19 protein-coding genes are annotated in these 22,451 nt (G+C 51.6%); 9 read left to right on the top strand and 10 right to left on the bottom strand.

All coding sequences use genetic code 11. The features are described 5' to 3' along the window. Positions 1-173 precede the first annotated feature (173 nt). A complete protein-coding gene (locus tag O2N63_RS11100; RefSeq protein ID WP_271054337.1) occupies positions 174-1,115 on the bottom strand; it encodes a carbohydrate kinase family protein in 942 nt (313 codons plus the stop codon). 121 nt (positions 1,116-1,236) lie between these two features. Here O2N63_RS11100 and O2N63_RS11105 point away from each other — a divergent pair, with 121 nt between their 5' ends. The 4 genes from O2N63_RS11105 to O2N63_RS11120 all read left to right on the top strand — a co-directional run bounded on the left by O2N63_RS11105 (position 1,237) and on the right by O2N63_RS11120 (position 7,386). Further along, positions 1,237-1,920, top strand: a complete 684-nt coding sequence (locus O2N63_RS11105; RefSeq protein WP_271054338.1) for a D-lyxose/D-mannose family sugar isomerase — start codon at positions 1,237-1,239, stop codon at positions 1,918-1,920. 624 nt (positions 1,921-2,544) lie between these two features. Then, positions 2,545-4,479, top strand: coding sequence for a PrkA family serine protein kinase (locus tag O2N63_RS11110; protein WP_271054339.1), 1,935 nt, complete (start codon positions 2,545-2,547; stop codon positions 4,477-4,479). A 19-nt stretch (positions 4,480-4,498) separates the two neighbouring features. Further along, positions 4,499-5,842 carry a YeaH/YhbH family protein gene (locus tag O2N63_RS11115; RefSeq protein ID WP_271054340.1) on the top strand — a complete coding sequence of 448 codons (1,344 nt, stop codon included), beginning with the start codon at positions 4,499-4,501 and terminating at the stop codon, positions 5,840-5,842. Beyond that, on the top strand, positions 5,839-7,386 hold the full coding sequence (locus O2N63_RS11120; RefSeq protein WP_271054341.1) for a SpoVR family protein: 1,548 nt from the start codon (positions 5,839-5,841) through the stop codon (positions 7,384-7,386). Before O2N63_RS11115 ends, O2N63_RS11120 begins: the two co-directional genes overlap by 4 nt. A 77-nt stretch (positions 7,387-7,463) precedes the next feature. On the opposite strand, the gene O2N63_RS11125 is transcribed toward O2N63_RS11120, so the two are convergent. The 7 genes from O2N63_RS11125 to O2N63_RS11155 all read right to left on the bottom strand — a co-directional run bounded on the left by O2N63_RS11125 (position 7,464) and on the right by O2N63_RS11155 (position 13,148). Continuing rightward, positions 7,464-8,174 carry a Hint domain-containing protein gene (locus O2N63_RS11125; RefSeq protein WP_271054342.1) on the bottom strand — a complete coding sequence of 237 codons (711 nt, stop codon included), beginning with the start codon at positions 8,172-8,174 and terminating at the stop codon, positions 7,464-7,466. Positions 8,175-8,659: 485 nt separating this feature from the next. Next, positions 8,660-8,869, bottom strand: a complete 210-nt coding sequence (locus O2N63_RS11130) for a hypothetical protein (RefSeq protein WP_271054343.1) — start codon at positions 8,867-8,869, stop codon at positions 8,660-8,662. Positions 8,870-8,888: 19 nt separating this feature from the next. Then, on the bottom strand, positions 8,889-9,071 hold the full coding sequence (locus O2N63_RS11135; protein WP_271054344.1) for a hypothetical protein: 183 nt from the start codon (positions 9,069-9,071) through the stop codon (positions 8,889-8,891). Positions 9,072-9,611: 540 nt separating this feature from the next. Beyond that, a complete protein-coding gene (locus O2N63_RS11140) occupies positions 9,612-9,980 on the bottom strand; it encodes an Hpt domain-containing protein (protein ID WP_271054345.1) in 369 nt (122 codons plus the stop codon). Positions 9,981-9,990: 10 nt separating this feature from the next. Beyond that, positions 9,991-10,983: a response regulator gene (locus O2N63_RS11145; protein WP_271054346.1), complete on the bottom strand. Its 993-nt coding sequence runs from the start codon at positions 10,981-10,983 to the stop codon at positions 9,991-9,993. A gap of 60 nt (positions 10,984-11,043) precedes the next feature. Beyond that, positions 11,044-12,153 (bottom strand): response regulator, encoded by a 1,110-nt coding sequence (locus O2N63_RS11150; protein ID WP_271054347.1) that lies wholly within the window; start codon positions 12,151-12,153, stop codon positions 11,044-11,046. Positions 12,154-12,398: 245 nt separating this feature from the next. After that, entirely contained in the window at positions 12,399-13,148 is a 750-nt protein-coding gene (locus tag O2N63_RS11155; RefSeq protein WP_271054348.1) for an acyl-homoserine-lactone synthase, read from the bottom strand. Positions 13,149-13,449: 301 nt separating this feature from the next. Here O2N63_RS11155 and O2N63_RS11160 point away from each other — a divergent pair, with 301 nt between their 5' ends. The 5 genes from O2N63_RS11160 to O2N63_RS11180 all read left to right on the top strand — a co-directional run bounded on the left by O2N63_RS11160 (position 13,450) and on the right by O2N63_RS11180 (position 19,739). Further along, entirely contained in the window at positions 13,450-14,814 is a 1,365-nt protein-coding gene (locus tag O2N63_RS11160) for a sensor histidine kinase (protein ID WP_271054349.1), read from the top strand. Between the two features lie 89 nt (positions 14,815-14,903). Then, positions 14,904-15,968 (top strand): PAS domain-containing sensor histidine kinase, encoded by a 1,065-nt coding sequence (locus O2N63_RS11165; RefSeq protein ID WP_271054350.1) that lies wholly within the window; start codon positions 14,904-14,906, stop codon positions 15,966-15,968. A gap of 70 nt (positions 15,969-16,038) precedes the next feature. Next, the gene (locus O2N63_RS11170) at positions 16,039-16,422 is read left to right on the top strand and encodes a response regulator (RefSeq protein ID WP_271054351.1); all 384 of its coding nucleotides are present in this window, start codon (positions 16,039-16,041) and stop codon (positions 16,420-16,422) included. A 286-nt stretch (positions 16,423-16,708) separates the two neighbouring features. Continuing rightward, the gene (locus O2N63_RS11175; protein ID WP_271054352.1) at positions 16,709-18,424 is read left to right on the top strand and encodes a type I secretion system permease/ATPase; all 1,716 of its coding nucleotides are present in this window, start codon (positions 16,709-16,711) and stop codon (positions 18,422-18,424) included. Between the two features lie 4 nt (positions 18,425-18,428). Further along, the gene (locus O2N63_RS11180; protein ID WP_271054353.1) at positions 18,429-19,739 is read left to right on the top strand and encodes an HlyD family type I secretion periplasmic adaptor subunit; all 1,311 of its coding nucleotides are present in this window, start codon (positions 18,429-18,431) and stop codon (positions 19,737-19,739) included. Positions 19,740-19,957: 218 nt separating this feature from the next. Here the strand turns inward: O2N63_RS11180 and O2N63_RS11185 are convergent, their stop codons facing one another. Together O2N63_RS11185 and O2N63_RS11190 are read right to left on the bottom strand one after the other, a co-directional pair. Continuing rightward, a complete protein-coding gene (locus O2N63_RS11185; RefSeq protein ID WP_333780735.1) occupies positions 19,958-21,145 on the bottom strand; it encodes a polysaccharide biosynthesis/export family protein in 1,188 nt (395 codons plus the stop codon). Positions 21,146-21,233: 88 nt separating this feature from the next. Beyond that, positions 21,234-21,932, bottom strand: a complete 699-nt coding sequence (locus tag O2N63_RS11190) for a sugar transferase (RefSeq protein WP_271054354.1) — start codon at positions 21,930-21,932, stop codon at positions 21,234-21,236. Between the last annotated feature and the right edge of the window lie 519 nt (positions 21,933-22,451).

Below are 22,451 nucleotides of genomic sequence, written 5' to 3' on the forward strand. Positions count from 1 at the left end.
ATCAGAACCAGCGTAGCTGCTGGATCGCCCGTCTTGTGGAGATGGGAGCTTGAGCTGGGACTGCGCGAGAGTAGAACCTGATGTGGTCAACAAGCCCTCCCTGCCCCTACGCCCCCGGTCGGGGAGGCATTACCGGCGATCTCATAAAGCACCAGATTTACACAAACTCACGCTCAAATGTCCAATTCTGAGACCCAAGGCGGATTGGCCCCAGCGCGGGACACTGTGATTGCAGCCACACGCGCGCCATAAGAAAGCGCTTTTTCCATGTTCTCAGGAGAGACTTTCCGGATCCCTGTCTTGCTCAGGCATCCCAACGATGAGAGCATCGCCAAAACTCCTGCGTTGAACGTGTCTCCTGCCCCAACGGTGTCCACCACTGTGGCTGGCACAGCAGATACATGTACTTCCTGCCCGTCGCGCAGTCGCGCCATGGCGCCGTCGCCGCCTTTTGTCATAAGCACAACAGACGGGCCCATTGATTGCACTTTCTCAAGTTTTTTAGCCTGTGCCATGTCTTCTGGAATGAACCAATCGAGATCTTCATCGGAAACCTTGACGATATCGGCAACGGTCAGCAGTCGTGTCAATCGCTCTCGAAAACGCTCCTCGTCTTCGATGAACCCAGGCCGGATATTCGGGTCAAGCATTACCACCCGTGAGGTGCCTTCACGTTCCGCAAGAGCTGCATAAGCGTCCGCCCCCGGCTCGCAGGCCAGACTGATCCCACCAAAAAACAACGCGGATATCTTTTGGTCCAGGACGGGCATGTCGCTAGGCAAAAGCATCCGCCCCGCCGAGTTTTCATCAAAGAAAGAATAGCTTGCGTGCCCATCTGACAGGTGAACAAACGCCAACGTGGTTGGCCGATCCGTATGAACAATATGCGTCACATCTACCTGGCTTGCAGCGAGGTCTGCGGCGAGTTGTTGGCCAAACATGTCACTGGACAACCCGGTCAGAAGACCTGCCCGCACGCCCAATCGCCCCAAAGCAATGGCGGTATTGAAAACAGCGCCACCAGTGTGTGGAACGAATCCCTCACCACCGCCCTCAACAGCGCTTGGGATCATGTCAATCAGGGCTTCTCCGCAGCACAAGATTTCCAGCGGCATCTTTTCATCCTTAGTTGGTGCTTGATTTTCAGACGCGATAGAGCTTTGTTAGCGCCAACATTACGCATAGACAAGCTAATCCCGATTTTATCCATGAGGGTTCGGCCAAGGTGAGGAAAAGATGAAACGATCACGGATCAATCAGATCATGGCAGAGGCGGATGACATGATCCGCAGCTTTGGATTTGCCCTGCCCTCTTTTGCCTATTGGACACCGGAGGATTTCAAAGCCCGATCTTCAGATGCGGCGCACTTGATCTCCTCTCGTTGCGGTTGGGACATTACCGATTATGGTGCAGGCCGATTTGACCAGATGGGATTGTTTCTTTTCACTCTGCGCAATGGGCGGCTTGCCGATCTGCAAAGGGGCGGCGGCATGTGTTATGCGGAAAAACTGCTGATCTCGCGTCAGGATCAAATTTCCCCGATGCATACACATGTGATCAAGGCCGAAGACATCATCAATCGTGGAGGGGCCACGCTTGTGGTGGAGTTGTTCGGGTCTGACGATCAGGGAGGCTTTGCCGAAGATCGCGGGGGCACCGTCTGGTGCGATGGGATCGAACGTCGCTTTGCGTCGGGCGAAAAGCTGCGTTTAGCACCGGGCGAAAGCGTCACACTGATGCCCGGTGACTGGCACGCGTTCTGGGGCGAAGGTGGCGATGTTTTGATCGGTGAAGTCTCAACCGTGAATGACGATGAGACCGACAATATCTTTCGCGACCCGATTGGCCGCTTTGCTTCGATCGAGGAAGATGAGCGTCCACGCCACCTGCTTGTGAGCGATTACGCCAGCTGGCTTTGAGGCGTTATCAGCCGCCCTTGGCTGCTCGAACAAAAATCAATTCACCAGATTTTCACCGCGACCGCCGATGAGATTTGGTACAGGTCGGTCACTCATATTCTTCAATTTGCATAACAAATATCCCCACACAATAGGGGCTTACCGCGTTTACCCGAAAACATGTCACGGGCGAATTCCCTGATCACACGAAAGTGTTGGGGTGATTGTGGAAAAGTCGACAGCGCACGCCAATCTATAAATCACACCGCCACCGGCAAAAAGAAATGGAAATTTGCCGGATTTTACAGTAGTATAAGCTTATGCGGATCCCGTGCGCACCGCGCTGAGCCAGACGGAAGAATACTCGGCTCAATCCGTATCGAACCGAGCTTGGACAGTTGGAAGAAACCCCGACGAAGGCTGCTCTTCGGCAATTGATCCCGCATGTCACCGGGCAATAGAACCCGGCTTAAAACGGGTTCAAATCAAGATGTAAGAAACAACAGAGCAGCTCTCAGGGAACTCGGCACGTCGGAGACCTTCGTGATTTGCGAGGCGGCGTGCTGGACGTGATTGGAAAAGTCCGGGCGTTTCGCCCCTGTTACTCAGGCCCCGCGAAACGCCTCAATTGCAGGAGGTTATCGCATGGACGACATTATCGAGCTGTTTACAGAACACCACGCCAAGGCCCGTGACAATGAAATGCCTCTGGGTGCATATCTCGAGGCGTGTCGCGATGATCCGAGCATGTACGCCGGCGTCGCCGAACGCATGTTGGCGGCCATTGGTCCCGAAGAGTTGATTGAAACATCGAAAGATCCCCGCCTTGGGTTGATCTTTCAGAACCGCACCTTGAAACGCTATAGTGCCTTTGACGAATTTTACGGCATGGAAGACACGATCGAGCGGATCGTGGGATATTTCCGCTACGCCGCCCAGGGCCTCGAAGAGCGCAAACAGATCCTCTATCTGCTTGGCCCCGTGGGGGGTGGCAAATCTTCTCTGGCGGAACGACTGAAGCGGTTGTTGGAAGACCAGCCGATTTATGTGCTAAAAGCCGGCGATCAGATCAGCCCGATATTTGAAAGCCCGCTGGGTCTGTTCGATCCCAACAAGATGGGAGACATCCTGCTGGACCGTTACGGCATCGCCAAACACCGTCTTCCGGGGTTGATGAGCCCTTGGGCAGTCAAGCGGCTGGATGAGTTTGGCGGCGACATCAGCAAGTTCACCGTCATCCGCATGGTCCCATCGCGTCTTCGTCAGGTTGCCATCGCCAAGGTGGAACCGGGGGACGAGAACAATCAGGACATTTCCACCCTTGTCGGCAAGGTCGACATTCGCCAGTTGGAGCATTTCAGCCAGAACGATCCCGATGCCTACAGCTTCTCTGGCGGCATGAACCGCACCACGCAGGGGCTGATGGAATTCGTCGAGATGTTCAAGGCGCCAATCAAGATGTTGCACCCGATGCTGACCGCCACACAGGAAGGCAACTATATGGGGACGGAAAGCTTTGGCGCGATCCCCTATCGCGGTACGATCCTCGCCCACTCGAACGAAAGCGAGTGGCAGCAGTTCAAGAACAACAAGAACAACGAAGCTTTCATTGACCGGGTGTCGATTGTGAAAGTGCCCTATTGCCTTCGCGTGACGGAAGAGGCGCAGATTTATGAGAAGCTGTTGGAGAACAGCGAGCTCAAGGATGCCTCTTGCGCACCAGAAACGCTCAAGATCCTGGCGCGTTTCTCTGTTTTGACGCGGCTCACCCCGCATGAAAACTCCAACCTCTATTCAAAGATGCGGGTTTATGATGGGGAAACCCTGAAAGACACCGACCCCAAGGCCAAGACCGTGCAGGAATATCAGGATATGGCCGGGGTGGATGAAGGCATGACCGGGATTTCCACTCGGTTCGCCTTCAAGGTCCTGAGCTCGGTCTTCAACTACGACACCGAAGAGGTCGCCGCTGATCCGGTTCACCTGATGTATCTTCTGGAACAGCTGATCAAACGCGAGCAATTCCCGCCAGAAACCGAAGCCACCTATCTGGAGTTCATCAAGACCGAGCTCGCGCCACGCTATGGCGAATTCATCGGCAATGAGATCCAGAAAGCCTATCTGGAAAGCTATTCGGAATATGGTCAGAACGTATTTGACCGCTACATCGCCTATGCGGATGCTTGGATCGAGGAACAGGATTATAAGGATCCCGACACCGGCCAGCTTTACAACCGCGAGATCCTGAATGCAGAGCTGACCAAGATCGAAAAACCGGTTGGCATCTCCAATCCCAAAGATTTCCGCAATGAAGTGGTCAAGTTTGCCCTGCGCCATCGCGCCAATACCGGGCAGAATCCCGCTTGGAACTCGTATGAGAAACTGCGCGATGTGATCGAAAAGCACATGTTCAGCCAGGTCGAAGAGCTTCTGCCTGTGATCAGTTTTGGGTCGAAAAAAGACAGCGAGACTGAAGGCAAACATCTGGAGTTCGTCGATCGAATGAAAGGCCACGGATATACCGGCCGACAAGTGCGGCGACTGGTTGAATGGTACATGCGGGTCAATAAAGCCGGATAACCGGGAAAGGTTCGAGCAGATGCATCATTTCATCGACCGACGCCAAAACCCGAAAGGGAAAAGCCTCGGCAATCGTCAGCGGTTCCTGCGCCGGGTGCGCGGCCGCGTAAAAGAGATGGTCGACAAATCGGTCCGTGACCGGTCGATCCGCGACAACAGTGCAAAAGGCCTTGAAGGCGGCGAGCGCGTGACGATCCCCACCAAGGGGATCAAAGAACCGCGGTTCATCCTGTCCGGCGATACGGGTGCGCGTGATCGTGTGTTGCCTGGCAACAAGGAATTTATCGTCGGCGACAGTTTCAAACGCCCCCAAGGGGGCAGCGGCGAAGGTGGGCGCAAGGCCTCAGAGGATGGCGAAGGAGAAGATCAATTTTCCTTCACCCTGACCCGTGACGAATACCTCGACCTTCTGTTTGATGGATTGGAACTGCCTGATCTCGCGAAGAAAAACGTGGTTGAAACAGAAACAGTCGGGCGCCGCCGTGCCGGGTTGACCACATCGGGCACACCCTCAAACCTCAATCTTGTGCGCACCATGCGCAATTCTCTCGGGCGCAGGCTCGCCTTGCGGCGCCCGTCGCTCTCGGCAATGGAAAAACTCCGGGATGAGATAGAAGCGCTGGAAGAGATAAAAGCCCCCAGCCCGCAAGAAATTGCTTTGCTGGAAGAGTTGCGAGACAAGCTGGCCCGTATGGAACGCAAGCGCAAGATTGTAGGTTATATTGACCCGCTGGACCTGCGCTTTGACACGCATGTGCCTGAAGTCGTGCGAAATTCCAAAGCCGTGGTGTTCTGCCTTATGGATGTATCGGGGTCCATGCAGGAACGCGAAAAGGACCTTGCCAAACGGTTCTTCATCTTGCTGCATCTCTTTCTGGAACGGCGCTACAAACGCACGGATATCGTCTTTATCCGCCACACTCATCTGGCGCAGGAAGTGGACGAGGAAACCTTTTTCTACGCCAAGGAAAGCGGGGGGACCATCGTCAGCACGGCGCTTGAGAAGATGCATGAGGTCATCCTCGACCGTTATCCCACCGATGAATGGAACATCTATGGGGCACAGGCCTCTGACGGGGATAATTTTGGCAGCGACTCCGACAAGTGCAAGTCCCTGCTAAATGAGAAGTTGCTGCCAATCTGTCAGTATTACGCCTATGTGGAAATCGCACCTGTTGATCAGGATGGCAGCCTGCCCCCAGGAGCGCGAGGCGCGGATCTCTGGGAGACTTATCGCGAGGTTCAGGGGGACTGGCCCAATTTTCAGATGCGACATGTGGCGCATCCCGCCCAGATCTATCCTGTATTCCGCGGCCTATTTGCTCCCGGTAAAAAAGCAGCCCGGAAAGGGGTGTCAGCATGACAGAGACAGCCACCGCCTCTGCCCCGTTATTTAATGGTCCCGATTGGACATTTGAACTTCTGGGAACCGTGCATGATGCCATCGAAGAGATCGCATTGAACGAACTTGGCCTAGACGTCTATCCCAACCAGATCGAAATCATCTCGTCTGAACAGATGCTTGACGCCTATTCCTGTGTCGGCCTGCCGCTGATGTATCAGCACTGGTCCTTCGGCAAGCATTTCGTGCGCGATGAGACCTACTACCGAAAGGGTCTGACGGGTCTCGCCTATGAGATCGTGATCAATTCAAACCCCTGTATCAGCTACAATATGGAAGAGAACTCCATGGCGATGCAGACCCTGGTCATGGCGCATGCGGCCTTTGGACATAACCACTTTTTCAAGAACAACTACCTGTTTCGCGACTGGACCGATGCAAGCGGCATTCACGACTATCTGGCGTTTGCCAAGAACTTCGTCGCCCGCTGCGAGGAACGGTATGGCGTGGATGAGGTCGAGGCGATCCTTGATGCGGCACATGCATTGCGCGATCAGGGCGTGTTTCGATATGGTCGACCGCCTCGCCCCACGTCGCAGGAGTTACAGGCCATGCAGCAACGGCGGGACGAACATGCCAGTCAGCAAAGCGTTCTGGACCTGTGGACCGACAGCACAATGGGCGTTGCTGAAGATACCGAAGACACACATCTCCAGGCCCGTCAGATACGGCAGGAGGACCTGAACCTCCCACAAGAGAACCTTTTGTATTTCCTTGAGAAAAACAGCCCAACATTGCAGCCATGGCAGCGGGAAATCGTTCGGATTGTGCGTTTCCTGGCGCAATATCTCTATCCGCAGAAACAGACCAAGGTGATGAATGAAGGCTGCGCCACCTTTGTGCATTACTACATTGTGAACCGGCTTTACGAAAAAGGGCTGATCACCCAAGGCGCGCTAATGGAGATACTGCACAGCCATACCAGTGTTGTGATGCAACCCGACTTTAACGACCCGCGCTTTTCCGGTCTCAACCCCTATGCGCTTGGGTTTGCAATGATGCAGGACATTCGTCGGATCTGCGAGGAACCAACTGACGAAGACCGTGAATGGTTTCCTGAGATCGCTGGTCATTCAGATTGGAAAGCAGTGCTGCGCGAAGCGTGGTCCAACTATCGGGACGAAAGTTTCATCCTGCAATTCCTGTCGCCCCATCTGATCCGTAAATTCAAACTGTTTGTGCTAACGGATGACACCAAACATCCCGAGCTGGTGGTCAGCCAAATTCACAACGCATCAGGTTATCGCAGAATTCGACAGGTCTTGGCGCAATCCTATGACATCGCGCAGGTCGAGCCAGACATTCAGGTGGTCGACGTGGATCTGAAGGGGGATCGTGAATTGAAACTCTGCCATAACATTCAAGATGGTATTCAATTAGATCAAACCGGATGCGCCGAGGTGCTCAAACATGTGAAACAATTGTGGGGGTATGAGGTCAGCCTGAAAGGACGAGACCACAGCAGCGATACTGTGGCCTATGAACTCTCGACAAAACCCAGCTGAGCGGCGTGACATCCCCTGATAGAGCCTTAGAAAGAGCGCAGGTCGGTTCTGTGGAAGAGGGCGAGTTCACCCTCTACTCAAACTGCAAATGCAGCGGCCCGCTCCCAACCGTCACGCTGAGTGTTCTGCACGGTTTCCTCCCAAGACGGATCATTTGAAATATGCTCAAGCAAAAGCTTTGCCTCGGAATGGCTCAACGGGATATAGGGTTTCGCTTTCAGTTCTCCATCAGCAAACGCATCAGTGGCCGTTCCGGCAATGTAGGACGGACAAAAGATTAAGCTACTGCCTTCGGCATAGATAACTTCGTCCTTTTCAAAGTGCAGAGTGACCACCTCATAAGGAGCACAATGATCCAGATGTCTCACGCCCTTAAATCCAGGAAGAGCAGCACTGGGGATAAGGCTGAAGGGATCGCCGAACAGTTTTTCACCTGCATCACTTTCCACAATCACACATTGCTCAGGCAGCAGGACAATGGGTCGACTGTTGCCGAACACCCGTACTGGAATTTCCAGTGGCAAGATCACTCCGTCCTGCCTGCTTTGGCTTCCGAAATTTCGGCCGCGCGTCACGGCTTCGACCCTTTGCATGCCATTGTCGAATGTCATGACAAAATCGCCAACAGCAATGGCCTCAACCGGACGCCATCCCAAATGACTGCCGATCTGGGTCCCCGCATAAAACCCATGCAGATGTTCGATGGCGGTATCATCTAAGTTCTCACGAAGATCATTCCGGTCGTTGTTATTCCTGGTCCCAAACCCATTTCGACCAAAAAACTGCATTGGACATCTCCCAAATGAGTTTCCACCCAGCATAGTTTTAGGTGGCAAACTTCCCCAAGTTGAATCAATTTTTCAGATAACGCTGGCCACCAGTTGGACCGGCTTGTGACAACATCATGGCAGTGTTTATTCAGTCTAAACAATGACCTACTTGCTGTGCGTTTGTTATGCAGATGAGATCTATAGGAACATCTTTTGAGTGGGTTAGCCTCACCAATCCGAACCTCTCTGAGAGAGAGGCAGCCGTCACAAGGCCGGCCATAACCACAATTTTTCCGAGTAAGAGTTATACCCAAAATAGCAAAACCCGCGGAACCGCGGGCCATTTTTCGAAAGATCTGTTGGCTTGGGCAAAAATTGGGAACCACCCATCAACCATTTGTCGCCTTAGCTACAAGCAAAATGAGGCATGATCGAATTGCACCCGAATTTTCATTCTTGCTGCAAGAAGGATCGACCATGCCCCTGCCTGTTATGAAACTGCCTCAGGCTGCCAAACAGTGTCCCTGCGTTTTTTCGCGTTGGGAGGTAAACTGGATATTCGGTCTGTCGGTTGTTTCCGGCATATCGAGACCGAACTGAAAGATATCGTTCTCAGGCTTTTTGTTTTTGTAGGGGGAGTTCAGGGTTTCAAGGGCTGCAAGACGCCCGGCACGTGCTTTTTCGAGAAATGAGGTAGCCATATTAGCCTCCATCCTAAGAGTTCAATTACGTTCAGGCGATATCGCCGGTTGTGCACAGCACATTAGTGACTAAGAACACGCCCTGCGGTGTACGCAGTGGATGAAAGGCTTTTTTCCAAGCACTCATCGCCACGACATTGGTTTGGATCATGGATTTGGCATTGGTCGAACGAGCGACCGTGGAGCCTCTGAATGCTATGATGTTGGACTTCATTTTGTGTTCCCCCTTCTAGGTCACAAATGGCCATTCCTGGCCGTTTGGCAGTTTGTACAAAGCTGTATGCGCCTGACGCATTGCTCTGCGTTTTATTGTTGGCATCAGGGACCGGCAGCGGTCTCTAGCGCACCCGACACTTCAACCTACACGTGCTCACCGTACGTTTGCGTATCTTGCAAGCAATCATATTTACGACAGTTAGAGATCTGTTTTAATTGAGTTTTTGGCAGACTTTTCTGCCCTCTTGTCGTAGTAAGTCTTTGTGACAATTTAATATTTCGCCACAATTGGGGCGGGAATTTTGCCGGAATGTGTCATTTCAGCGGCATTTTAGGTTTTTGCCACATGAAGTTTATACAATCTTCCCATTTCTGACACAGCGCCACCAAGATCCGGGTCGTTCTGGTCAAAAATGGGGAATAATTTGGACGCTGTGATTCTTTAATATTGCTTTGGTGAAACAGGACCTTCTGGCGCTGCGGACACAAAAAAACCGCCCTTGAAGGACGGCCCCACCACACCATGTCAGCTGCACCGTCATGGAGCAACCTGCTTGCTGCATGCATCGCACACTTGGCTGTAAAGCGCACCGATGGCTTCCAGCAATTCAGTGCTCAGCCCTTCTCCGGAGGTGTCGATAACAGCTTCATCAACCAGCTTTTCGGTTCTCGCCGCAATCAATCCCAATTCAGAGAGCTGCATGGTCGCAGCAACACCAGCAATCTTGTGCGCGATCCAACCAACCTGACTAAGACACGCAAAAACATTTTGGTTATTCAATATTCCTTCCACCATTTCCCCCAGGTTGTCCCTGTGTTCACGGAGATTGACGAGGAAGGAAATCCGGATCTTGGAAATTGTAGCTTCGAATTGGCTGAGGCTGTCAGCATCGGGGCCTGAACGCATTTTATTCACCTTAAATATTCAACACCGGACTAGAGCAATTGGTTGCGTTTTTCATTGAATTCGCAGCGGATCGGAAGGGTGAGTTTTGACCCTCACTGGCTTCGAGGGCCTTCTCGATCAGCTTTGATGGAGTTGAAGACGTCCAAAGTGAATGTTTCGCCGGTTTCCCGATCAGTACGGTAGGCTTACACGGCGTGGTATCTTCAAACCGCATGTTCAATCGCGCCAGTCGCGAGTTGATCTGGCGGGTGTGCCCTCCACTCGTCATGGTACTTGTCTTCTTTGAAATGCAGATGAATTCGCCATAACCATTATAGCTGATCAAGGGTGCAGTACGCTCAAGGCTGTCCGCAATGACTTTCGCGACCTCACGAAGGACCGCATAGGCAAAAGCCGGGCTGGCTTTGCGATATATCTCATCAAATTCATTAATCGCAAGGATGGAAACCACATCGTTTTTGCATCCGTCGCCCTGGCTCTCCAGGTAATTTTCAAGAGCAACAGAGCTGATCACACGGTTTAGCCCAAAGATGGGAACGGGATCTTCGATGGTAAAATTCGGAAAACGCTCCTCAGCTTCAAAACTGTGCCGACGCGGCACATCCTGCTTTTTGCGCTCTCGCTCTTCCAGAACCAGTTTTTCCGCGATGCTGACACGAACACCAATTTCCTGCGGGTCGATTGGCTTTGAGACATAGTCTACTGCGCCCACCGCATAAGCTGTGTTCACGCTGATCCGGTCCGACGCTGCGGTGACGAAAATGATAGGAGTGGCCTTATATTCTGGAAAAGCCCGGAGGCGCGCGCAAAGGTCTACGCCATCCACTTCCGGCATCCGATAGTCCAAAAGGAAGCAATCAAAGGGCTGTTCAGCATGTTTGATCGCATAAAACGCCTCGCGGGCAGATGAGGCCAAAGTGATATGTTTAAACCCGTATAGATTAAGAGCGGCCTCGAGCAGGGAAAGGGCGGTGAGGTCATCATCTACCACAAGAATTTTCACGTCTTTACTCCAAAAATACTTCTGTCAAATGCCCCTACCCAGATTCAGCGTTTCACGGTTTTAGCGATTCACGGTCCGAGTTGATTTCGGAAATTCACCTAGGGTCTCGTATTCTTCCAATGCCGCCTTCAGCAATTCGTCATATTCCACGCGCAATTCCTGCTCATCCTGAGCCTGTCTCGTGGGCGGCCAGACATCATCAAAAGTTTCCACCTTATTGGCAGACTCAGCAGTTTTCTTTTCCTTGGCTTTTTTTTCAACATTCGCAATTGCTGAGTGAAGGTTTTCAAGAGAACCAGGGCGTGCCAAGAATTTGGCAACAACCGGCTCACCTACAATAAGAATTGCACTCTCTGGCAGTTCTGGCGGTGCCATCGGATCGTCAGCTTGAAGGTCAACGTTGATTTCATCGCCCAGCGAAGCCAATTCCTTAGCTCCATTGCGCGGCTGGATTCCCACGAATACGCCATCGCCCCGATAGGTCAGGAAGGTATCGAATTCTTCCAGTTTATCCAAAATCACTTTTGCGGATCTGCGCAATACTTCCTTGAATTCCAGAGGAGGAAGACAAGCGTGCAACGTTTCGGCGTCGCGTAATTTGATCGCAAACATACTGCTCATGTGGAAAACCCCACGCGACAGCTGCGTCAGGTAGTTTTCGAAGGCTGGGTAGTTCAGCACATTCTCCACGCCTCTCAATTCGATCGGCGCATCAAGACCGTGACGTGTTGCCTTATCCAACTCCTTGATCAGAAGCTCGATGACGCTTGTACTTTCCGAAACCGCGCGACGTTCTCCGGACAGTTTTTCAACCAATCCAATACGCGCACCGACTTCAAACACCGCATAGGGTTTCGTCAGATAATCCGTCGCACCAGCCGCAAAAGCTTGGTCAATATACCTTTTTTCCGACATCGCGGTGACCATTATAATCGGGACTTCGTCATATTCATGCAGGCCACGCACCTCTTTACAGAGATCGATGCCGCTCATACCAGGCATCTGCACGTCGAAGAGGAAACAATCGAAATGATCAAGGTCATCCAGAATGAGCTCAAATGCTTTTGCGCCGGAATCGCAGGTCACAACATCGTCGTAACCGCAACTCGACAGAGCTTCCTCGAGAAGCTGCAGAGCAATTTTATCATCATCAACAGCAAGAATCTTCATTTCCGGCATCCCTTCGATATCCACCTCGCTGCCGGGTCCCAAGCTGCTTTCCAAGCACATTGGTAACCGGTCGGAACGAAGTAGTTCCCGATAAGAATTCGGTGACAAAATCGGCAATTTCAGGGCAACAGTGGGGCTTTTCCTAAACATTAAAGAGAAGCTTGCCGCCCACTGTTTCCAAAGCGCGCACAATCGAGCGCCCCGCACCCGTTAAGACTTGGTCGAGTGACCACTTGAGTATTCTGTTAGTGGAAGGATTTACGAATTGTGAACAGCGCCGCCTGACTGGACGTCCTGTCGATCTTAAATTTGGATCCCACGGCCACCGCACTCAAATTCAACCGGCGCAACCAGCGAGAAAAGACATAGGGCACAATGCCGATGACGTGGTTCGCTCCGAGTTCGTAAGCGGATTTGCTCATGGCATCCATCAAAATACTCTGTATGCCGTGTCGCCTTTGCGCCGGAACGTCGGACGCAATGAAAAGTCGCGATGCTTCCCAGATCTTCTCATCAACCGGAGCTTCGAAATACAGGACATCCGTTGGAATGTTGTCCAACAACCCCAACTGCGCGTCACGTAGCATGTAGGTGTAAATTCCGCATTTAGCAGTGGTAGGCGCCAACCGCACCCCACCCAATACTTCGCCGTATTCATGGACGATAACCCAACGGCATTCCGGCGTATCATATTGGTCGAACTCCATCCCTTCGGTCTCGGGAAGATCCCAACCAAGCTGATCGATGAAAACAGCTTTTCTCGCCTTCAGACAGTTCACATACAATTCACCATGCTGGTGAATTGTGGAAAATGATAACGTGGTTGTTTTGACATGCGCCTCTGTTTTGGGAATTGGAAAATCAAAATTCCCAGAGGATTTGGAAACTGGTTTCGCTTCGGAAATTTGCGTAACACCACCATCGGCCGGCTCCAGTTCAGGAAATACCGACCATGCCGGAAACACTCCAGCTGTCTTGACTCGTTCTTGCCCCATAACCTGCCTTTAGGGTTATTTTTGTTTGTTTTCAGTATTAAGCTAGAGGTTGACTCGTTCGTCCAGATAGATCTCACAATTTCAACAAAATTTTGCCAATTTTTTTCCTTAAATGGTATTTCAGGCACAATTTGCATCTCATTTTTTGGGATTTTGGCTTAAATATCGCCACTTAACCCCAAGGAAAGCTTTCCGAAAATATGAAAATTGTCCCAAAAAATCCACAATAACGACTGAAAATCATCCTATCTGCGGTGTTACAACTTCACGATGAGTTTCCAATCAGGGGAATGGCAGCAACATGGCATCCGCAGGCCAATCAGAAGCTACTGAAAACAACTGGTACAGCAGCGAACGTCTGGAAAGGCAGCTGCGGGACTATATTGCCATCACCACCAAACTCATCTGGCAACGTCAGGCTATTTTCATCGCAGCAACACTGCTGGCAGCCGCTTATTTCGATCCTGCACAAGCTTTTGCGTGCTACGCGGGGGTTGTTTTCACCGAAGTACTCGACCTCACGCTTTCCCGTCACATGAACAATTGGAAGTCCGGTAGCTTTGCCCAGGCTCGACGGTTTTTGTGGTGGGTGATGATCAACACTGCCCTCAGTGCCGGAGCCATTGCGTTATTCGTTATAACCATTGCAATTCAACAAGGATCAGGTGGGCACTTCACTCCGCTTTTCTTCCTGTTCGCTGCTGCACTTTTTGCCGCAATGAACAACCACCAGCTGGTTCCAGCACTGGTGCTGAGGCTTGCGATTTATGGTGCCACATTTCTGTTCATTGCACTTCTGGATATCATTCGCTGGTCCCCTCCGATTTCGTCTAACGCCTGGTTGGAATTCTTTACCGTCGTCTTTGTGGTCTATTTTATTGTCGACTGTTCGTTTGTTTATCTTCGGCTTTATCGACAGGGCCTGCGCCAATACGAAGCCCTGAAACAGGAACACCAGCGCACTCTGGTGGCCTATGAATTGAAGTCTCAGTTCCTTTCAACAGTCAGCCACGAGCTGCGCACCCCACTGACCTCTATCAAAGGCTCGCTGGATCTGATCAACAGCAATTCCCTTGGAGAAGTCCCGAAAGAGATTGCTCCGGTCTTGAAGATCGCCGGGAAAAACAGTGTTCGCCTCGCCAATCTGATCGATGACCTGCTCGACCTGCAGAAGATTGAAACAGGCGATATGTCATTCGATTTCGACACGATGGATGTGCGCAAACTTGTTCGGGAATCTGTCGATGCAAGCAAAGGGTATGCTGATGCCCTCGGCATGTCTCTTGACGTTGAACTGCCCCAAGAAGAAGCCCTGATCGAGGGTGATCACACTCGCCTCACGCAGGTCATGGAAAACCTGCTTTCCAATGCCCTCAAGTTTTCACCTGAAGGCAGCAAGGTAAAGGTGAGCGTTCAAATCGACGAAAACGCAGTGAAAATCGCCGTTGAGGATAGTGGGATTGGCATACCTGATGGAGCGGAAGATAAGGTATTTGGTCGCTTCAGCCAAGTTGATGGTTCCGACCAGCGCAAAGTTGGAGGCACGGGTTTGGGCATGAGCATTACCAAAGGGATCATAGACCGCCACAAAGGTCATATCGACTACGAGAGTGTCCTGGGTGAGGGCACGACCTTCCTTGCTGTGTTTAACCGGGTAAAAGCCTGAGGTCATGGCCTGCCAACCCTAAAAGCAGGCGACGAGAGTTTTTGAATTTACGCGGTAATTTTGACCGCAATGTAAGTAAAGGTAATAACATGTATGATTTACACCGCACTCCCGCCCCAGATTTTCTGGCTGGAATATTTGCCTGTCTAAGTGACGAAATCTATGTTTACGACCAAACTGATCTAACGCTGGTCTACGCCAACCCTTCTGCGTGCGAAAAGCGCAACTGGGACCAGAATGATTTGAATGGAAAATGTATTTCTGACGTTTCCGGCCGGATGACAGCTCCGCTGGTTCGCAGGCATCTGGAACCATTGAGCAAAGGCCATGCAAACATCGCGCATGTCAGCATCAATGTGGACGGATCGCCTTTCCAAATCACCTCGCATATTGCCACCTTCCCCGGCGTTGGGAATGTTTATGTGAGCATCCTTCGCTCTTCCACCGTAACATTCGGAAATCCGGATGACGAATGGGGGGCCATCTCTGAACTGAGCCACGAAATGCGCACGCCGCTGACCTCGATCAAGGGCGCAATTGGCCTGCTCGAAAGCAAAGCAGTGTGCGATCTCCCCCCCAGCGCCCAATCTGTCTTGCAGGTTGCCTCCCGCAACAGCGACCGCCTTTTGTCGATGGTCAATCGCATATTGGATTTCAGCGCGGTCTCTTCTCGGAAGATCGAAAAGGAACACATTCCCGTGGATCTGGTCAGCCTCGTCAAAACCTCTGTAACCGAAATGCAGGGGTTCGCATTCGAGCATGATGTCAATGTCAAAGTCACGCAGGTCCCGGACCGTGCGCTTGTGATCGGGAATTCCGAGCAACTGACAAGCGTTCTGATCAACCTTCTGTCAAACGCAATTAAGCATGCCCCGAAGGACAGCACTGTAAAAGCGGGTGTGACCTACGCTGAAAATAGCTGGCGCGTAAGTGTATTCGACAGCGGCTCCGGTATTCCCGAAGCCTCCCGAGGCCGGATCTTCGAGTGTTATGCCAAGGGGCAGTCGAAAAAAGGCAAGCGCGGCAGCAGTACCGGGCTTGGCCTGGCCATCGCGAAGAAGATTGTGACATTGCACAATGGCTTAATAGACTTTATCTTCACCCAAAACGTGGGTACCGAGTTTTACTTCGAAATTCCTAAACATTCAGCTTGATGGCTGAAAAAGGAAAGCCCCGCCGGGGTTTCGAACGGTAACGTTGATTTCCAATTCACGGGTGGATCAAATGGAACAGCTTGAGCGCATACTGCATGTTGACGATGACGATGACATTCGGCAGATCGCCAAATTAACCCTTGAATTAATTGGGAAATTCACGGTTGAGCAATACGCATCTGGCCAGGAAGCCATCGATAATGCGCAGGCATTTGCCCCGCAGCTCATTCTGCTTGACGTCATGATGCCTGAGATGAATGGCGAAGCAACCATGACCCATCTTCGCAAGATCCCCGGATTGGAAGAGGTTCCAGTGGTGTTCATGACGGCAAAAGCCGAAGCGCAGTATGCTGAAAAACTGATCAGACTTGGGGCTATCAAAGTGATCACAAAACCGTTTGATCCACAAAACCTGTGTGACCAGGTTCAGGACGCCTGGGCGTCACGTAAGTAATCACGACCCGGCATCATGGATCGCAATCCTGATGTGATCAAGGAATGCCACCCCCCATCCTCTATCTCGATCCCCCACCCTCTCGAGCAAATGCAAAAGGCGCCAGGCTGTCCATTCCGATCAGCCCGACCGACGATGACCAGACGAGAGCAGCCCCCCACATAGCGGCGTAGAATTTCTTAATTTCTCCGCACAAGTTCCTTTACCAAAACAGAAATTATGTATTGCAATGCTGGATGAGGGCTGGTTCACTCGTTGAATAAGTTATTTTTCTGATGAAACGATTATGTCGACAAAAGACTCCAAACACCTTTCCCTAGCCTTGGCCCAAGGCCGTGGGCTGCTTCGACTGTCCTTTTTCTTCAGTCTCTTTACCAATCTGCTGATGCTGACTGGTCCCTTATTCATGCTTCAAGTGTATGATCGAGTGCTCGGATCCCGGTCCGAGGAAACCCTCGTTGCACTATTGGGTCTCGTGACCCTGTTATTTGCACTCTACGGACTTCTTGAATTTGCCCGAGGACGATTGATGGCGCGTGTGGGCGCACGCTTTCAATCGATCATCGGGCCACGTGCCTTTGATGCACTGCTGGAGGCCCATGCCTTCAAAACCACCAGTGCACAGCCAAAATGCTCGCTGCACGATGTTGAGGCAATCCGAAATTTCTATGCTTCCCCGGTTTTGCTGGCAATCTTTGATCTACCGTGGACACCGGTATTTATAGCAGCGATCTTTATCTTCCACCCCACATTGGGGTGGATGGCTGTCGCGGGTGGCGGCATCCTGATCGTGACCGCCATTCTCAATCAGATTTTGACCCATCGGAAAATCCATGACGCTCAGGGCCTGTCTACAAGCGCAAACAGTTTTGCGATGCAGGTCCAGAACGGTGCGCAATTCGTCTGGGCACAGGGCATGGGTCGGACGCTTGGGGAACGTTGGCAACGTCGCCAGAAAGATGCGCTTTTGCGGACGATCGTCGCCAATGACTGGACTGGATCTTTCAGCGCCTTCACCAAAGCTTTCCGGTTTTTCCTGCAATCGGCAATGCTTGGGGTCGGTGCATGGTACGTATTGCAGAACGAACTGACCGCAGGGGCCATGATTGCAAGCTCCATTCTTCTGGGCCGCGCGCTGGCACCGGTCGAGCAGGGTCTGCCGCAATGGCCAATCGCACAGCGCGCGCGCACCAGCTGGCGTAACCTTTCTGCCTTGTTTGAAGCCATTCAAAAGCAAGCAGAACCAACGCGCCTGCCGCCCCCATCAGCCTCACTCAACGCTCGAAATGTCACGCTGATGTTGCCAGACACCGACAGGCCCGTTCTGCATGGCATCACATTCTTTGTCGCCCCCGGAGAAGCCCTGGGGGTCATCGGAAAAAGCGGATCGGGCAAAACAACTCTTGCACGCTTGCTGCTTGGTCTGATGGTTCCAACCCGCGGAGAAGTGCGGCTTGGAGGCGCCACCCTTCCTCAATATGGCGCAGAGCGATTGGGAGAGCTTGTCGGCTATCTGCCACAGGAAATACAGTTTTTTGAGGGAACAATCGCCGAAAACATTGCTCGAATGTCCCTTGAACCCGACGCCGCTCAAGTGGTGGAAGCCGCCAAAAAAGCACGGGTACACGATGTAATCCTGGGTCTTCCCAAAGGATATGACACACTCATCGGTCCAACTGATACGCAGCTTTCAGGTGGGCAAAAGCAGCGGTTGGCGCTTGCCCGGGCGCTCTATGGCAATCCAATTGTCGTGGTGTTGGATGAACCCAATTCTGCCTTGGATGCAGAAGGGTCTGAAGCTCTCAACAAAGCAATCGAAGACATGAAAGCCAGCGACAAAGCCGTAGTGGTCATGACCCACCGACCACGCGCCATCGCGCTTTGCGACCACCTCTTCGTGTTGGAAAACGGCCAGGCCGCAGGCTATGGCCCACGCGACGAAATTATCCAGTCCATGATCAAGAATGCGGACAATGTGAAGTCCGCTATTAAACAGGGGTGATGTGATGCAAGATGCCGATCAAGCCCGAGAATGGAGCGCCCGATGGCCCGCACTGATCGGCTTTCTGGCGGTTCTGATCCTTTTTGGTGGCGTTTGGGGCTGGGCAGTTGGCACGGAAATTGCTGGTGCGGTCATCGCAAATGGTACCGTGAAGGTCGAATCCGACAGACAGGTGGTTCAGCACCCTGATGGCGGCGTTGTGGGGGAAATCCTGGCTCAGGATGGTGACCTGGTCAAAGCCGGCGATATTCTTATTCGCTTTGACGACACTTTCTTGCGCTCGGAGCTGGAAATCATTGAACGCCAATTGCTCGAGATTTTTGCTCGCCGATCCCGGTTGGAAGCGGAACGTGATGAGCAGGACATGTTGAAACTTTCCCCGCCCCCTGATTACGCTCATCTGGATGCGGGTTGGGTCGAGAACCAGCTCAATGGTCAGGTGAATCTGTTCACTGCGCGCCTGGCATCACTCAGTCAGGGAAGAGCCCAACTGGCCGAACAGATTGGTCAGATTGAAAGTCAGATAGAGGGGTTATCGGCACAGCTTGACGCCCTGAACGAGGAACGTGATCTGGTCGAAGCAGAACTTGTCGATCAAATGACATTGTTTGAAAAGCAGCTTGTTTCCGCAACGCGTGTGAATGAGTTGAAAAAAGAACGGGCAAGGCTGTTGGGGCAGATTGGCAAGCTCAAAGCCTCTTCCAGCGAAGCCAGAACACAGATTTCCAGTGTACGTATTGAGATGCTGAAACTTATGGATCAGCGGCGAGAAGATGCCATCGGGCGGCTTCGAGATCTTCGCTACAGCGAAATCGAACTTGCAGAGAGACAGCTAAGCCTTCGCGAACAGCTCGGCCGCATGGATGTACGCGCGCCCGCCGATGGTATCATCTACGGCTCTTTGGTCAGGACTGATAAGTCGGTGGTCCGCGCCGCAGAACCAATGATGTATATCGTGCCAAGCGGTCGCCCGGTCCAAATCTCTGCAAAGGTTGATCCCGTTCATATCGATCAGGTCCATGCAGGTCAGGTTGCATCGCTCCGGTTTTCCACGTTCAATCAGCGCAACACACCGGAAATCTCCGGCTATGTGCTACGCGTATCCCCCGACACAATCCTTGATGAACCCACCGGGACAACCTTTTACGAAGCCATTGTTTTGCCGGATGATCTGGCAGTGGCCGAATTGGTCGATCTCGAAATCATACCCGGAATGCCGGTAGAAGTGTTTCTCAAGACCGACAAGCGCACCCCACTTAGCTATCTTGTCAAACCATTGACCGATTATTTCCGTCGAGCGTTCAGGGAAAGCTGATTTCTTATCCTGTCACATCGACATGCGATGGGGCGGCTTTCGTCAGAACCACACTTGTGAATTGAGGTTTTGGGCATACGCCATCAGCCCCCTCCCCCTTTAACAAATCCGATCTGACATTTGCCGAGCTTCCTGCACCACGGCAGCGCGAGTTCCTATGATGTCTGGAGATCCTTAAATGCCATTGCCGAGTCCGAAGCTGCCAAATCTAATGTGACTTAGTTCGGCAACGAAACGCTGTGAAATTCGACAACATCCCCCGGCAAAAGCTCTGTATCAAAGCCCGCATCCATCCGATCAATTTCTCCACTGTTACGGCGGTAGATATAAATCAAACTGTCTGACTGAGTTTTCAACGCTTTTGAGGGATCAAGATAGGCCAGCCTTGAACTCAGAACAGCAAGTTGCGCTTCCAGATCCTGTACCCGATCTATTTCATTCATCAATTGAGCAAGTATCTCCAAGCGCGTCTCGGACAACTCTACCTGGGATTTTGCCGCCAGTTGTGACATGTCGACCTTGAGCCTGTGAGATGCACCGGAAATCTCCAGCACGCGGCTGGAGAATGACAACATACCGCGTTCGGCCTCAGCAGCGGCGTTCGCGGTTGCAACCCCCCGTTCAGCAAGCTCAGAGACACGTGCAAACTCATCTTCGTAAGTTTGAAGAACCTCAGTGTTTACCGCTTCCAGCTGTCCCAAAATCTGCAATCTCTCTTCCATTTTTTCCAAGGACAAATCGGTGGCTGTCGCTTCAAGATCCCGCAGTTTCGAGCGCGTTGTTAACCATTCCACCTCATCGGGCGTCAAAGCCTCCTGGTTTGAGCTTTCTGACGTGGCGGGGGCAATGGCCTCCTGTGCGGAGAGCTCCAGCTTAAGACGCTTAACATCCCCACGCGCATGTTCCAGCCTTGCTGAAACCAGCATGTGATCAGAGAGTGCTCTTCCGAATTCAGAAGCGGTATTATCCGGCAGCAACACAGTCATCCCACCAGCGCTCGCCAATGCCTGACGGACCGATGTCCCCGGCCGAAACGCAAGGGGACCTACATTCTCAACATCACCGGTGACATATATGGGCCGGTACTCTGCCACCGAGACAAAAACCTTTGTTGCGTCAACTTGAATCCACTGAGTTCCAGTATCGCTTTCAATTTGGAATGGGGCTCGACTCAGGCCCGCGGCGATTTCCTCCTGAAGATCCAGAATTGACCGATCCTCGACATTGACCTGACCAATGATTGGCAGCCTGATCGTTCCATCAGTAGAAACCAATATTTCGCTTTCCAGCTCTGGCAGGCCAATAACTTTTAAGGAAATCCTGTCACCGGCCGCCAAATAGATTTCAGCGTTGGCAGGCAGCGCCCCCAATCCACTGACGAATGCTCCGCAAAACAAGAGCATCATTGTCGAGATTAGTTTTTTCAAACCGTTTCCTTTGTAAGATGCTTAAGTATTCCCAAAGTATATAACAATTTGGTCGCTAAATAATCCCTCAATATCCTGTACCGTGCAAAACGACTTTCACCGTTGACAGAATGACCAAGATGTCAGTTTTTATGGACACCCTTTTGGCATATTTACGGTCATGATCAGAGCGTGCCGCAAATGAGCTTTCATTGCGGTCCGACACTTGCCAAAACCCGGTCAGACCGGGGCGGAACCGATAATAGCTGCGTCCAGGATATAGTGAACGTTGTTCGGGCATCATCGGGCGCGGCCCAACGATGCTCATTTCGCCGCGCAGCACATTCCATATCTGTGGAAGTTCATCGACAGAAAACTTTCGGATGTAGTGCCCAAACCAGGTAATTCTTGGATCGTTTTTGAGCTTCTGGTTTTTTTCCCACTCCAAGCGCGCCGCCCGATCTTTATTAAGAACCCGGGACAGGGTTTCCTTGGCGTTCGGTACCATGCTCCTCAGCTTCCACATCCAAAAGACTTTATTTCCACGCCCCACTCTTTTCTGAGCATAAAATGGATTTGAACCATCGAGCATGACAACACATGCCGATATCGCAATTATCGGAAGAACCAACGGCAAGCTCACCAGCACAATGAAAATGTCGAGCACCCTCTTTCCAAACCGAGAGTAATATCCCGCTTCCGGTTTTGGTAAATCTTCAACGGCGTCTCTATGCGAGATTTGTCTGTGTGAGATTTGATTGTGAAATCTTCTGTATTCAACAGTCATCGTCACCCCAATCGTCTTAATTCAAACGCGGGCGACGTCGCTGTTTAATTAACAGACCTGTCAACAATCACCTTAATTCTGCCATATTTTTGCCATATTCTCGACAACGTGGTTTAAAATGTCAAGTAGACTGTAAGAATTTCATTCCATGCAAAACTCCATCCTTGGATATTGATCCATGGGTCTAGGATTTGACTGAATCTTTCAGAATTTTTTTCCGAAATGGAGAGAATTGACTATTAACTGGGGAACCCATTCAATTAGCCACAATAGAATTGATTAGCCCCTCTGATACAAAGCTATTTTATTGCAATATCACAGCGAAATTCTGACATGGCTCACCCACGGAAATCTTCGACAAAACAACGCTCTGTCTTTCATCAATCCAGGCGATCAATTCCCTCCGACGACTGAAGTGACCACGGCTAAGCAGAAGCTCATAAGCCCGAGCGGCTTCAACTGAGATCAATAGAGATCAGCCTCTTAAAGCACTAAAAAATATTAATTTTTTACACTATC

It is taken from the genome of Aliiroseovarius salicola (genome assembly GCF_027891095.1).
Lineage (GTDB): Bacteria > Pseudomonadota > Alphaproteobacteria > Rhodobacterales > Rhodobacteraceae > Aliiroseovarius > Aliiroseovarius salicola.

What these genes read in the sequence shown, in the direction of transcription:
- O2N63_RS11100 (WP_271054337.1), bottom strand. Translation starts at nt 1,115, where the DNA reads ATGCCGCTGGAAATCTTGTGCTGCGGAGAAGCCCTGATTGACATGATC.
- O2N63_RS11105 (WP_271054338.1), top strand. Translation starts at nt 1,237, where the DNA reads ATGAAACGATCACGGATCAATCAGATCATGGCAGAGGCGGATGACATG.
- O2N63_RS11110 (WP_271054339.1), top strand. Translation starts at nt 2,545, where the DNA reads ATGGACGACATTATCGAGCTGTTTACAGAACACCACGCCAAGGCCCGT.
- O2N63_RS11115 (WP_271054340.1), top strand. Translation starts at nt 4,499, where the DNA reads ATGCATCATTTCATCGACCGACGCCAAAACCCGAAAGGGAAAAGCCTC.
- O2N63_RS11120 (WP_271054341.1), top strand. Translation starts at nt 5,839, where the DNA reads ATGACAGAGACAGCCACCGCCTCTGCCCCGTTATTTAATGGTCCCGAT.
- O2N63_RS11125 (WP_271054342.1), bottom strand. Translation starts at nt 8,174, where the DNA reads ATGCAGTTTTTTGGTCGAAATGGGTTTGGGACCAGGAATAACAACGAC.
- O2N63_RS11130 (WP_271054343.1), bottom strand. Translation starts at nt 8,869, where the DNA reads ATGGAGGCTAATATGGCTACCTCATTTCTCGAAAAAGCACGTGCCGGG.
- O2N63_RS11135 (WP_271054344.1), bottom strand. Translation starts at nt 9,071, where the DNA reads ATGAAGTCCAACATCATAGCATTCAGAGGCTCCACGGTCGCTCGTTCG.
- O2N63_RS11140 (WP_271054345.1), bottom strand. Translation starts at nt 9,980, where the DNA reads ATGCGTTCAGGCCCCGATGCTGACAGCCTCAGCCAATTCGAAGCTACA.
- O2N63_RS11150 (WP_271054347.1), bottom strand. Translation starts at nt 12,153, where the DNA reads ATGAAGATTCTTGCTGTTGATGATGATAAAATTGCTCTGCAGCTTCTC.
- O2N63_RS11155 (WP_271054348.1), bottom strand. Translation starts at nt 13,148, where the DNA reads ATGGGGCAAGAACGAGTCAAGACAGCTGGAGTGTTTCCGGCATGGTCG.
- O2N63_RS11160 (WP_271054349.1), top strand. Translation starts at nt 13,450, where the DNA reads ATGGCATCCGCAGGCCAATCAGAAGCTACTGAAAACAACTGGTACAGC.
- O2N63_RS11165 (WP_271054350.1), top strand. Translation starts at nt 14,904, where the DNA reads ATGTATGATTTACACCGCACTCCCGCCCCAGATTTTCTGGCTGGAATA.
- O2N63_RS11170 (WP_271054351.1), top strand. Translation starts at nt 16,039, where the DNA reads ATGGAACAGCTTGAGCGCATACTGCATGTTGACGATGACGATGACATT.
- O2N63_RS11175 (WP_271054352.1), top strand. Translation starts at nt 16,709, where the DNA reads ATGTCGACAAAAGACTCCAAACACCTTTCCCTAGCCTTGGCCCAAGGC.
- O2N63_RS11180 (WP_271054353.1), top strand. Translation starts at nt 18,429, where the DNA reads ATGCAAGATGCCGATCAAGCCCGAGAATGGAGCGCCCGATGGCCCGCA.
- O2N63_RS11185 (WP_333780735.1), bottom strand. Translation starts at nt 21,145, where the DNA reads ATGATGCTCTTGTTTTGCGGAGCATTCGTCAGTGGATTGGGGGCGCTG.
- O2N63_RS11190 (WP_271054354.1), bottom strand. Translation starts at nt 21,932, where the DNA reads ATGACTGTTGAATACAGAAGATTTCACAATCAAATCTCACACAGACAA.